Annotated in this window: 10 protein-coding genes and 1 pseudogene; 6 read left to right on the forward strand and 5 right to left on the reverse strand. The window is 62.0% G+C overall.

Translation table 11 applies throughout. The features are described from left to right. Window positions 1–26 precede the first annotated feature (26 nt). The 4 genes from DCM80_RS16540 (at window position 27) to DCM80_RS16555 (ending at window position 3,330) form a co-directional block, all read left to right on the forward strand. Entirely contained in the window at window positions 27–257 is a 231-nt protein-coding gene (locus DCM80_RS16540; protein ID WP_257192681.1) for a hypothetical protein, read from the forward strand. A 185-nt stretch (window positions 258–442) separates the two neighbouring features. Beyond that, window positions 443–1,249, forward strand: coding sequence for an acetoacetate decarboxylase family protein (locus DCM80_RS16545; RefSeq protein WP_257192682.1), 807 nt, complete (start codon window positions 443–445; stop codon window positions 1,247–1,249). Between the two features lie 87 nt (window positions 1,250–1,336). After that, complete coding sequence (locus tag DCM80_RS16550; RefSeq protein ID WP_373569359.1) at window positions 1,337–2,575, forward strand: ABC transporter substrate-binding protein; 1,239 nt, start codon at window positions 1,337–1,339, stop codon at window positions 2,573–2,575. Further along, window positions 2,572–3,330, forward strand: a complete 759-nt coding sequence (locus tag DCM80_RS16555; protein ID WP_257192684.1) for an SDR family NAD(P)-dependent oxidoreductase — start codon at window positions 2,572–2,574, stop codon at window positions 3,328–3,330. Before DCM80_RS16550 ends, DCM80_RS16555 begins: the two co-directional genes overlap by 4 nt. A gap of 221 nt (window positions 3,331–3,551) precedes the next feature. On the opposite strand, the gene DCM80_RS16560 is transcribed toward DCM80_RS16555, so the two are convergent. The 4 genes and pseudogenes from DCM80_RS16560 to DCM80_RS16575 all read right to left on the reverse strand — a co-directional run bounded on the left by DCM80_RS16560 (window position 3,552) and on the right by DCM80_RS16575 (window position 8,126). Continuing rightward, entirely contained in the window at window positions 3,552–4,319 is a 768-nt protein-coding gene (locus tag DCM80_RS16560; RefSeq protein ID WP_257192685.1) for an IclR family transcriptional regulator, read from the reverse strand. Between the two features lie 158 nt (window positions 4,320–4,477). Next, a pseudogene (locus DCM80_RS16565) lies at window positions 4,478–5,011 on the reverse strand (transposase). Window positions 5,012–5,077: 66 nt separating this feature from the next. After that, window positions 5,078–6,046 carry a hypothetical protein gene (locus tag DCM80_RS16570; protein WP_257192686.1) on the reverse strand — a complete coding sequence of 323 codons (969 nt, stop codon included), beginning with the start codon at window positions 6,044–6,046 and terminating at the stop codon, window positions 5,078–5,080. An 838-nt stretch (window positions 6,047–6,884) separates the two neighbouring features. Beyond that, on the reverse strand, window positions 6,885–8,126 hold the full coding sequence (locus tag DCM80_RS16575) for a hypothetical protein (RefSeq protein WP_257192687.1): 1,242 nt from the start codon (window positions 8,124–8,126) through the stop codon (window positions 6,885–6,887). Window positions 8,127–8,477: 351 nt separating this feature from the next. On the opposite strand from DCM80_RS16575, the gene purD reads away from it, so the two are divergent. Continuing rightward, a complete protein-coding gene (purD, locus tag DCM80_RS16580) occupies window positions 8,478–9,761 on the forward strand; it encodes a phosphoribosylamine--glycine ligase (protein WP_257192689.1) in 1,284 nt (427 codons plus the stop codon). A gap of 198 nt (window positions 9,762–9,959) precedes the next feature. Then, entirely contained in the window at window positions 9,960–10,862 is a 903-nt protein-coding gene (locus DCM80_RS16585) for an alpha/beta fold hydrolase (RefSeq protein WP_257192691.1), read from the forward strand. Between the two features lie 163 nt (window positions 10,863–11,025). On the opposite strand, the gene DCM80_RS16590 is transcribed toward DCM80_RS16585, so the two are convergent. After that, complete coding sequence (locus DCM80_RS16590) at window positions 11,026–11,484, reverse strand: nucleoside deaminase (protein ID WP_257197961.1); 459 nt, start codon at window positions 11,482–11,484, stop codon at window positions 11,026–11,028. Window positions 11,485–11,552: the final 68 nt, after the last annotated feature.

The following is an 11,552-nucleotide window of genomic DNA, read 5'->3' on the forward strand; positions in this document are numbered from 1 at the left end:
CCGCGCACAGATGGGCCGACTTCTTCATGGCATTGCTGTCCCACTTCAAAGAGGGAACGGCAATGAGCCACAACTGGACGGTTCGCTGGAAGGGCCTGATCTTCGCCGGCTACGGCGTGCTGATCGCACTCGTCGCGAACAAGTTTGTCTTCGACGGGCCGGGCTGGAGCAAGTTCCTCGTGATGCTTGTCCTCGCGGGACTGCTTGGTGCGATTGGTCATCGCATCGGGCGCAAGCAAATGCGCGATGGAATCTGATGTCCGCGGGGTGAAGTTGTCTCCCTCCGCCGTGCCTCGCAGTCATTTGCGTGATCCCATCTGAGATCGTTCCGGCGCGCCACCCCGGTCGCCACCACGGCGGCGGGCGGGCGCGGCTTGACTCATCCATGATTTCATATATGCAATTACTAAATCATATATGAAAACAGAGGAAGCCAAGCCCGATGAGCGATGTGATCACCGATCCCGACGATCCGCGTCGACGCGTGTTTGGCGACTACCGGCTCAAGCCGGGTAGCGGGGTCAATCCCCCCTATTCGCCGGCCTATCCGGTGGAGTGGGGCTGCACCCTGCGTACTGTCGAGGTCATGACCCGGGTCGCGCCGGGCAAGGTCGCCGCGCTGCTTGCCGACACCCCGTTCGAGATCGCGAGCGATCGCGTCGCCTTCCGCTTCATGCGTTCGCCCGGGCATTCGCTGGCCGTGCACGCCGGCGAGATGTTCGACCTGATGATCTCCGTGCCGGTGCGCTACAAGGGGCTGTTCACCGAGACGCACATCTTCATGTATTGCAGCGATCCCATGGGGATCTGCGCGGGACGCGAGGTGTTCGGCTACACCAAGAAGGATACAAACTACGCCTTCGACGAGCATCCGGACGGATCGATCACTGGATGGGTCCGGCGCCGCGGCATTCCGCTGGCCGATTTCTCCTTCAAGCCGGATCAATCTGCGCCGGTCGTTCGAATCGTCGACGGCGACGAATTGCCGGCCGGTGAGATCCACGTGCGCCGCCTGCCGCATCCCGAGCGGCTCGGCACGGCCTATTCCGACATCGTCTATCGCCGTACCCCGTTGAAATATTCCACGCCGGTGCCGGGCCGCGCCACCATGACCCTTCATGCCAGCCCGTACGATCCGATCGCCGAGCTCGATCCGGAAATCCTCGGCGCGCACTTCATGGTGTCGGACGTCTATGGCGGCGGCTTCGAGGTCGAGGACCGCCGGCTCATCGAGCGGCTCGTTCCGTAACGAGGAGATAGGCCTGCGCGCGATGCGCGCGCGGGCGACAAAATAGACATGCGTGCAGAAGCACGAACCGGCAAGGGAGGTTTGGACATGGTGGGACGATATCGGGTGAGCCGCCGGCGGCTGCTGGCCGGCGCGGGTGGTCTTGCATTGGGCATGGCAGGGCTTGGCGCGCGGGCGCAGGAGACGAAGCCGCTTCGCATCGGCGTGCTGACGGACATGTCCAGCCTCTATGCCGACGTCACCGGTCCGGGCTCGGTGCTCGGCGCCAGGATGGCCGTCGAGGATTTCCAGGCGGCCCACAAGATCGCCCGCCCGATCGAGGTGATCAGCGGCGACCACATGAACAAGGCCGATGTCGGCGCCAACATCGCGCGCGAGTGGATCGATCGCCAGGGCGTCGACGTGATCGTCGACGCGCCCAATTCGGCCGTCGCGCTCGCGGTCCGCAACATCGTGCAGCAGAACAACAAGACATTGCTGGTCTCGGGCGCCTCGTCGTCGGACCTCACCGGCAAGTCCTGCTCGCCCAATCTCGTGCACTGGACCTACGACACTTACGCGCTCTCGTCCGGTGTCGCGCGCGCCGTGGTCGAGAGTGGCGGCAAGAGCTGGTTCCTGCTCACCGCCGACTACGCCTTCGGCCATGCCATGGAAGGCGACATCAAGAACGTCGTGCAGAAATTCGGCGGCAAGGTCCTCGGCGGGGTCCGCACGCCGATCAACACGCAGGACTTCTCCTCCTTCCTGCTGCAGGCCCAGGCCTCGAAGGCGGAGATCATCGCCCTGGTCAATGCCGGCGGCGACACCATCAATTCGATCAAGCAGGCGGTCGAGTTCGGCATCCCGCAAGGCGGCCAGCGCGTGGTGGCGACCGTGCTCTATCTCAGCGACGTGCACTCGCTCGGCCTCAAGATCGCGCAGGGCCTGCAGTTCACCGAATCCTTCTACTGGGACCTGAACGACGAGACCCGCGCCTGGACCAAGCGGTTCGCGCCGCGCAACAACGGCCGCTACCCCACCGCCTTGCACGCCGGCGCCTACGCAACGACGCTGCACTACCTCAAGGCGGTCGCCGCGCTCGGCGCCTCCGGCGACGGCAAGGCCGCGGTCGAGCAGATGAAGAAGCTGCCGACCAACGATCCCCTGTTCGGCAAGGGCAGCGTGCGCGCCGACGGCCGCAAGCTGCACAACATGTATCTGTTCGAGGTGAAGAAGCCCGAGGAATCCAAGCAGCCCTGGGATTACTACAAGCTGGTCAAGACCATCGGGCCGGCCGAGGCCTGGCGGCCCCTGGAGGACGGCGGCTGCGAGTTCCTGAAATCATGACCACAGATGACCGCCGGCCGGTGGCGCTCGTCACCGGCGGCGGCGGCGATATCGGACGCGCCATTGCGCTGAGGCTGGCGCGGATGAGCGCTGCGGTCGCGATCGTCGACCGCGATGACGCCGCGGCCAACGCCGTGGCGCGGCTCGTCGAGGACGCCGGCGGCAAGGCGCTCGCCATCGGCGCCGACGTCTCCAGCGCGCGCGAGACCGCCGCTTTCGTCGAGACGGTCGAGGCACGATTGGGGCCGATCGGCATCTTCGCCAACAACGCCGGCATCGAGGGTGTCGTCGCCCCACTGCACCAATACCCCGACGACACGTTCGATCGGGTGCTGCAGGTCAACGTGAAGGGGGTCTTCCTCGGCCTCAAGCACGTGCTCGCGCGAATGATCCCGCGCGGCGCGGGCACGATCGTCAACACAGCTTCGACGTCGGCGATCCGCGGCCGGGCCGGGCTCGCCGGCTACGTCGCCTCCAAGCACGCGGTGCTTGGATTGACGCGCACCGCGGCGCTGGAGGTCGGTGCAACGAAGATCCGGATCAATGCCGTCCTGCCCGGGCCGATCGAGTCGCGCATGATCCGGGAATTGGAGGGGCAGGCGCGCGACAACGCGGTGGCCTTGCGCCGAAACGGTGCGGCTGCCCATGGGCGGCCGCAGGACGTCGCCAACGTCGTGGCCTTTCTCGCGTCCGACGAGGCGGCGCATGTCAATGGTGCGGCCTGGGTCGTCGACGGCGGAATGACCGTGGCCTAAAGGTAAGGGCTGTCGCGTGTGAAGAAAACGTGGCTGCCAGTTTGCCCGCGGCGCATCCTTCGAGACGCACGCCTGCGGCGCGCCCTCAGGATGAGGTCGTGCATTGCTGCGAGATGTTAGACCCTCATGGTGAGGAGGCCGCCGCAGGCGGGGCGTCTCGAACCATGCAGGCCCGGCTCCGCCCGCAACATCCCGGTGCGACATGCGGCAGCCCTCGTTGCCTAGGCGATGCCGCCGATCTTCTCGGAGACGATCCTGGCCGCGCTGCGCAGCTCGGCGGCGATGGTGCTGGCCTCGTTCGCCGGGATCTGATCCTGCCTGACCAGCGGCACGGTCAATGCCGCCACCGCGCGGCCGGAGGCTTCGACGATTGGGCAGCTATAGGCGAGAATGCGGGTGTAGCCGTCGGCATTGGAGAAATTTCCCCCGTCCGAGGAAATGCGGTCGAGCGCCGCCAGCGCCTTCTTTGCGCTGATGCGATCATGCGCGGCGATGACCTGCGCCAGCTCCTCGCGCCGACCCTCGAGCTGAAAGGCCGCCAGGACCTTCGCCGAAGCGTATTGCTGGGTAAGCGGAAACACCGCGCCGACCTTGACCGACCAGCCCATCAGCCATTCCGGCTCGATGCGGGCAATCACCATGAACTGCTCGCCGTGCAGCACCGTGAGATGACAGGACAATTGCACGCGCGAGGCCAGCTGCTCCATCACCGGCAGCGCCGCCTTCAATAGCCGCTCGGTCGGCGGGAATTGCGAGGCGATCCGGAACAGCTTCAGCGTCAAGGTGTATTCGCCGGTCGCGGGATCCCGCGCGACATAGCCCCGCCGCTCCAGCGCCACCAACATGCGGAAAATCTCGCCGACGGAGCGCCCGACGGTCTCGGCGAGCTGCTTCTGCGTCAGCCCCCGCGACGCCCCCGCCAGCGCCTCCAGAAGGTCCAACCCCTTTTCCAGGGCGGGCGCGCCGGGCTGTAATTTCTCAGCGGTCATCCATCAGGCCTTGTCGATCCGGCCATATGTGCCGGGGAGCGGAATGGCCTTCGATGTACCCGATCGCTCGCGCCGCGAAAAGTCGTCCATCCGATGCGCGCCGGGCATGACTCGGAGCTCGTAGGATGGGTTGAGCCCTTGCGAAACCCATCACTGCTCTATCCCCGCTCTCCGTAATCGCGACCGTCATCCGACTGATCGCCGGCCCCATCGGCCGGGTAATTGCCGAGTTTCACGTGGCGATGAAACGAGGAGGGCGCCCAGTCACGGACTCTGGTGACGAGCCCGTGCTTGACCGGATTGATGTGACCATATTGACATGCCGCGCGAAATCGACCTCGTCGCGAATGGTATGCTCCCAATATCTGCGTTGCCAGATGCCCCGTTCACCTCTGGCCGCTCGGCTTTGCGATATCCTCTCGTTGCGCGCCAGACCGCGCGAAAAGGTGGACTTGATCAACTGCCAACGCATTGCAAAATCGGCATCGCCTTCCGGCAACGTCCACACCGTGTGAAGGTGATCAGGCAGCACCACGATGGCATCGATCGTGAACGGATGGCGCCGATGCGTTTCGCGAAACGCCGTGCGCAACAACCCTACGTGATCCGTCAGCAACGATAGCCTCCGCTCCGCCGGATTGACGGAAGAAGAAGCCCCCACCCCGAACGAAGTTGCGGCGGTACGCGGTCACGACGCGATCTTCTCACGAAACAAGCGCGATGGGTCTCGCAACGGCTCAATCCATCCTACGCGTTCATCATGATCTTGGCCTCAGGCGCGGCTCGACTTCATTGAAGCCCCTAGCATTCATGCCAGATGCGAAGCCCTTACCGGAAGATAGTTCGACATGGTGCTTTATTGCCAATGGTGAAAACTGTTGCGCGAAAGGAATAGCGTGCTGCTGCAGGTATTGATCAAAGAATGATTTATGAACAACGTCGATACCTAACGTTTGCATGCGGTCAAACCAAGACGCGGCTGGAGTCGCTTCGTGTCTTACCACGCGTACCCAGGGCGTTAGAGTAAGCGATTGTTGATCGCCTTCGATGCGGGCCGCGATCATCGGGGCATCAAGAACCGCTATCGCAAGGGGGATGTGACAGTCGAAGTAACGCGCCGTCTTTGGCGGCTCTTCTTGCTTCTTAAAATATCGCAATGCCTTTGCGAGCGGAAGAATCGTGTTTTGAAATGCGTCAGTGCCTGATAGCTCGATAGCTGATCCCTTTCGAGTACATTTTGAGAACGTCATGCACGGTTCGGCCGCGTTTAGAATAAACGGGTGATTGGAAAGGCTCAGCGCTCCCAAAATTGTCTCTGTGTATGTCGAACTATCATCGTCGGTCGTAAGAGCGATTTTGTCTTGAGCGAGCCCCGCGAAATAAGGAAATTCGGGAAGTCGTGGCCGTGTAGCAGAGATGAAGAAAACGTATGGAAGATCAGATTGTTTACACTCGATCAGCAGGTCTAGCGTCGGTCGAACAAAAGGTTGATCCTCGCTTTGTAGATCGAACATCCTTCGAGATGCCCAGATGTCAAGCGTCCGAAGTGCCCCGCTGTCGCCATCTACAAAACTCCACTCCTCCTGCACCCGAAAGTCTACACCAAGCTTGTTAGCAATAATCGTTTGAAGAGGGTAACCCGACTTCTGGACTGCTTGGAGAATTTGCTCATCGGTAACGCCGGCGCTCAAAGCGTTCTCGGGAGTGTTTTTAGGTTCACTTTGCATGTTATTTCCGGGTGGTTATGCAAAAGAAATACTGGGATTTCCAAAGCGAACGTTGCCTAAATTTTTGAATGTGGTCGGAAAGGTTCTTTAGAGCTCGAAGGATGGGTTGAGCCCTTGCGAAACCCATCGCTTTACTCCCGCTCTCCGTCATCGGGGCTCTCATGCAATCACAACTGAAGATGAATCGCAGTTGGCACTCGGTCGGCCAATTCTTTGGGCCCATCGAGAGACACGTAGGATGGGTTTCGCAAGGGCTCAACCCATCCTACGGGCTGAAAAAAATCTTCGCCAGCGGCCTTCCGGAGCATCTCGTGCACCGAAATATGTGGCGGGCGGCGGTTAAGATTCCTGCCTAACGCCTCAAAATTCACGTGTTAGATCAAGCACTAATCAACATAGTGAGCGACCGCGCTTTAAATACTCGTACCATGTTGCAGTCTAACTATCTGAGATTCCAACAATTCCACTTAATCTGTGCCGGCCTTTTTGCGCAGATTTGGCAGCACGTGCCTAAGTAGAAAAGTCCCCCTGAACGATTCGGCTCTCAAGAATTCAAATGGAGAGCTGTGTCATGTCGGACAAACTTCTGGTCAATCTCTGGGGTGCGAGTATCAGCGCCGATGGCGTCTGGGCGATCGGTGCCGCGGTTGCTATCGTGATTGTGGTCGCGCTAACGAGAAGGACTCGGTCGTAGAAGGCTACTTCTTCGAAGTGCTCGATGATGCGTCTATATCGATACCAGCTGCCTTGCTGTTTGATGATCTTGTGACGCCATCCGAAAGTCATGTGGAGTTGGGGTTGCATCATCACTCCCACAGTCCCAATTCGATCCACTCGCTTATCGCACCGTTCCCCCGGCCACCACGTCGACGGCGGACCGCTCGCCGAAATTTTTGTCGGCCGCAACGTGACCAGTTGGCTGCGCGCCTTCCGTCGCTCCGGCTGACGGCTCGGGTTTGACCTTTGTTACGTTGATGCCCCCGTTGCCGTCGGGAGACGGTACCCATTCATCCGACTTCGCGCCCAATAGGCCGCGGCCAAGCTGCACCTTTGCGAAATTATTGTGGACGACATCGAGTGGCAAAATGGGATCTTCGGAGCGGTCGGAAGACGACGCGATGATAGCCGAAACCCCGGCGTGCTCATTGTTGACGAACATTGAGGTCGGCACCGGGCTTCCATTTGCGCTCTTAATGGACCACTGGATTCCGATATACGGTTTTCCAAAAGCACCGGTCGCCTTGTCTATTGGGATTGCAACCGGGCCAGCCGGGTAGACTGCTTCAACGGCATAGGGGAGCCCAGAAATCCCGTGATCAACGGGAAGCGCACCGAGCTGGCAGCCATTTACCGCAATGATGTAGGCATCATTCCTTCCAACAATGCCTTTGGCGCGATATTTCTTGAGCTTCTTCGCCTTCTCATCGACGGCGGTAATCCACCGTCGCCGCACTTCCTCGTGCGGCACGTCCCCAACCTTGAATTCGCCGGGCTTTGGAAACTCCAAATAGTCTTCGGGGACTCCCATGGGCTCCGGCGAAACCGCCTCAATCCAATAGACCCTGCCTTCGTGCTCGAACCTGAAGTCTGGTCCTTTGGCAGCGGTTGTGATCTTGAAGCCGAGTGCATCGAGATGACGCGCTATCATCATTTCCCAGACGCGTTGCAAGATTTTGGCCTTGTTGCCGCTCAACAATTCTGTGACGAAGTGCTCTGACGCCAAATTGAGGGCAAGAAATTTCTCCCAGGCCAGAAGAACGCACGACTTGTAGTGCGGCGCCGCCGAATACTGTGTGTCAAGGAAAGTGCGGACACTCTGATCCCATCGCGCTTTCCGCTGGCCCACCGTTTCGCGCGCCTTTGGTGGACCGACAAATCTATTCTTGATGTCACGAGGAAATTTGCCACGGCGGTGCTTTCGCCACCAGCCTTCGACCATCCGTACGTATAGGGCAGCCCTGTGTTCGCGTCGCCGCAACTCTTCGAGCAGCGCTCGGGCACGAACTCGGTTCGGCGCTGCTGCGGACATTCTGTCGACGCGAATCTGCTGGCGCACGACGCGCTTTTTCGCCTGCGTCAAGCGTAGACGCGCTTCCGAAACGAAAGGAGGTTCGCTTTTTCGTGGCATGGACCATCAAAGGAAGAATGAAATGATACCGCAACTTAAACGATAGGTGGGAATCCCTATCCGCAACGACAATGGCTGAGCACGAGGACATTTTGCCGATGTACCGGCCCCCCCGAACCGCCCGTCCACTCTCGTACAATAGCTAGCGATTTCGGGCATTTTCGCTGTCCCACAACAAGGGGAGAAGGGGAGAGGAGCTTCGGTGCTCCCCGAAATGACGGGGAGTTCGGCCCGCATCCCCCTTCACACCCACCCCGATTCATGCGACCTCCGCCCCAGCAAACCCCTCATTCTGAGCCCCTTATGCACATCCTCCTGCTCGGTTCCGGCGGTCGCGAACATGCTCTCGCGTGGAAGATCGCGGCCTCTCCCCTGGTGACCAAATTCTGGTGCGCGCCCGGCAATGCCGGGATCGCCAGGGAGGCGGAGTGCGTGGCGCTGGATGTCGCCGACCACGCCGCGGTGATCGATTTCTGCAAGGCGAACAAGGTCGAGCTCGTGGTGGTCGGGCCGGAGACGCCGCTGGCGGCCGGCATCGTCGACGATCTCACCGCCGCCGGCATCAAGGCGTTCGGGCCGAGCAGGGCGGCGGCGCAGCTCGAAAGCTCCAAGGGGTTCACCAAGGCGCTGTGCACCGAATTCGGCATTCCCACGGGCGCCTACAAGCGGTTCACCAAGGCCAGTGACGCGCGCGCCTATGTGCAGAGCCAGGGCGCGCCGATCGTGGTGAAGGCCGACGGGCTTGCCGCCGGCAAGGGCGTCGTCGTCGCGAAAACCGTGCGCGAGGCGGAGGATGCCATCGCCATGATGTTCGAGGGCGCCTTCGGCGAGGCCGGCGCGGAGGTCGTGATCGAGGAGTTTCTGCCGGGACGCGAGATCAGCTTCTTTGCGCTGTGCGACGGCGAGACTGCGATCCCGCTGGCCTCCGCGCAGGACCACAAGCGCGTGTTCGACCACGACGTCGGCCCGAACACCGGCGGCATGGGCGCCTATTCGCCGACGCCGCTGGTGACGCCGGCGATCCACGATGCCATCATGGCCAAGATCATCCTGCCGACGGTCTCGGGCATGAAGAGCCGCGGCACGCCGTTCCGCGGCGTGCTCTATGCCGGCATCATGCTGACGACGCAGGGGCCAAAGCTGTTCGAGTTCAACGTCCGCTTCGGCGATCCTGAATGCCAGGTGCTGATGTTGCGCATGATGAGCGACCTCGTGCCGGCGCTCCTTGCGTCATGTGATGGCCAGCTGAAGAATTTCGATCTGCGCTGGCACAAGGAAAGCGCGCTCACCGTGGTGATGGCCGCACAAGGCTATCCCGGCGACTATCAAAAAGGGACTCGCATCGAGGGGCTCGACGACGCGGCCAAGGTGGACAAGGTCGAGATCTTCCACGCCGGCACGGTGGCGAAGGACGGCGCCATCCTCGCCAATGGCGGCCGCGTGCTCAATGTCTGCGCGCTGGGCGCGACCGTGACCGAAGCGCAGGCGCGCGCCTACCAGGCCGTCGACCGCATCCGCTGGCCGGAGGGCTTCTGCCGCCGCGACATCGGCTGGCAGGCGGTGGAGGCGGAGAAGGCCAAAGGCTGAGAATCGGCTGACAGGGGCCGCCAAGGCTTGGCTTTGCGGGCTCTCCGTCACCGGATCGCCACATGCGCACCCCAGAATGTGCAATCAGTCATTGGGCTTAGTGGCCCCGATGATGATACCGGTACTGTGCATGGGGTTGTTTTCGCACTTTTTGGTGTCGGGGGCCGACCCCGACTGGCCCCTCAAGGATGCAACAAGATGTCCGACCTCGCCGACCTCTATCCGGGCTTTGCCTCCGAGTGGATCGATACCTCCTTCGGCCGCGTCTTCGCCCGCGTCGGCGGCAAGGGCCCGCCGCTGCTGCTCCTGCACGGCTTCTCCGAGACCCACGTGATGTGGCACCAGGTGGCGCCTGAACTGGCCGAGCACTTCACGCTGATCATCGCCGATCTGCCGGGCTACGGCTGGTCCGACATGCCCGAGAGCGACGCGCTGCACATCCCCTACAGCAAGCGCGCGATGGCGAAGGCCATGGTCGAAATGATGGAGCGGCTCGGCCACGTGCACTTCGCGCTCGCCGGCCACGACCGCGGCGGCCGGGTCTCCTACCGCCTCGCGCTCGACCATCCCGGCCGGCTGTCGAAGCTCGCGGTGCTCGATATCCTGCCGACCTATAATTACTGGGAGCGGATGAACCGCGCCTACGCGCTGAAGATCTATCACTGGACCTTCCTGGCGCAGCCCTATCCGCTGCCGGAGACGCTGATCTCTGGCCAGGGCGAGTTCTTCCTGCGCTTCAAGATGGCGAGCCAGACCAAGTCGAAAACGTTAGAGGCGATCGATCCGCGGGCGCTCGACCATTACCTCGCCCCGTTCCGCGATCCCGCCCGCATCCATGCGATGTGCGAGGATTATCGCGCCGGCGCCTATTTCGACTACGACCTCGACAAGGCGGATTTCGAGGCCGGCAAGAAGATCACCATTCCCATGCTGGCGCTGTGGGGCAATGCCGGCGTGGCGCAAGCCGCCGCGACGCCGCTGGACACCTGGAAGCAATGGGCGACCAACGTTGCGGGGATGCCGGTGGATTCCGGCCACTTCCTCACAGAGGAAAATCCCGACGTGACCGCGAAGGCGCTGCGGGAGTTCTTCGCGGGCTGAGCGACGCTCCGCGCCCAACACTCAACTGTCATCGTCCGCGAAGGCGGACGATCCAGTACTCCGTGACGGTGGTGGTTGAAACGATGGGCCGCGACGTACTGGATGCCCCGCCTTCGTGCGCAATTGCGCACTACGCGGGGCATGACAGCGCAGGGTGGCGCCGTCACCGCCGCTCCCGGAAGAACGCCTTGAGCAGCCGCGCCGCTTCGGTCTCGCCGACGCCGGAATAGACGTCCGGCGCGTGATGGCAGGTCGGCGAGGCAAAGAAGCGCACGCCTGATTCCACCGCGCCGCCCTTGGGGTCGGCGGCGCCGTAATAGAGCCGCCTGACCCTTGCAAACGAGATCGCGCCCGCACACATGGTGCAGGGCTCCAGCGTCACGTAGAGGTCGCAGTCGACGAGGCGTTCGCTGCCGATCTTCTTTGCGGCTTCGCGCAGCGCGACCATCTCGGCATGGGCGGTCGGGTCGTAATCGGTCAGCGTCCGGTTGGCGGCGGTGGCGATCACCTCGTCATTGCGGACCACCACGCATCCGACCGGAACTTCGCCCGCCTTTCCGGCGTTTTCGGCCGTTTTGAGCGCCAAATCCATGAAAGAGGGGGCTTTCAAGCCTCGTATCATCGCCAGAAACCTGCTAGTAGCTCCGCCTTCAGCAAGAGTGGATACCGATTTTGCCTGAGCATGCGGCT

The organism is Bradyrhizobium sp. WBOS08 (genome assembly GCF_024585125.1).
In the GTDB taxonomy this organism is placed as follows: domain Bacteria; phylum Pseudomonadota; class Alphaproteobacteria; order Rhizobiales; family Xanthobacteraceae; genus Bradyrhizobium; species Bradyrhizobium japonicum_B.

Coding starts and splice junctions, on each gene's coding strand:
- DCM80_RS16540 (WP_257192681.1), top strand. CDS start 27: ATGGCATTGCTGTCCCACTTCAAAGAGGGAACGGCAATGAGCCACAAC.
- DCM80_RS16545 (WP_257192682.1), top strand. CDS start 443: ATGAGCGATGTGATCACCGATCCCGACGATCCGCGTCGACGCGTGTTT.
- DCM80_RS16550 (WP_373569359.1), top strand. CDS start 1,337: ATGGTGGGACGATATCGGGTGAGCCGCCGGCGGCTGCTGGCCGGCGCG.
- DCM80_RS16555 (WP_257192684.1), top strand. CDS start 2,572: ATGACCACAGATGACCGCCGGCCGGTGGCGCTCGTCACCGGCGGCGGC.
- DCM80_RS16560 (WP_257192685.1), bottom strand. CDS start 4,319: ATGACCGCTGAGAAATTACAGCCCGGCGCGCCCGCCCTGGAAAAGGGG.
- DCM80_RS16570 (WP_257192686.1), bottom strand. CDS start 6,046: ATGCAAAGTGAACCTAAAAACACTCCCGAGAACGCTTTGAGCGCCGGC.
- purD (WP_257192689.1), top strand. CDS start 8,478: ATGCACATCCTCCTGCTCGGTTCCGGCGGTCGCGAACATGCTCTCGCG.
- DCM80_RS16585 (WP_257192691.1), top strand. CDS start 9,960: ATGTCCGACCTCGCCGACCTCTATCCGGGCTTTGCCTCCGAGTGGATC.
- DCM80_RS16590 (WP_257197961.1), bottom strand. CDS start 11,484: ATGATACGAGGCTTGAAAGCCCCCTCTTTCATGGATTTGGCGCTCAAA.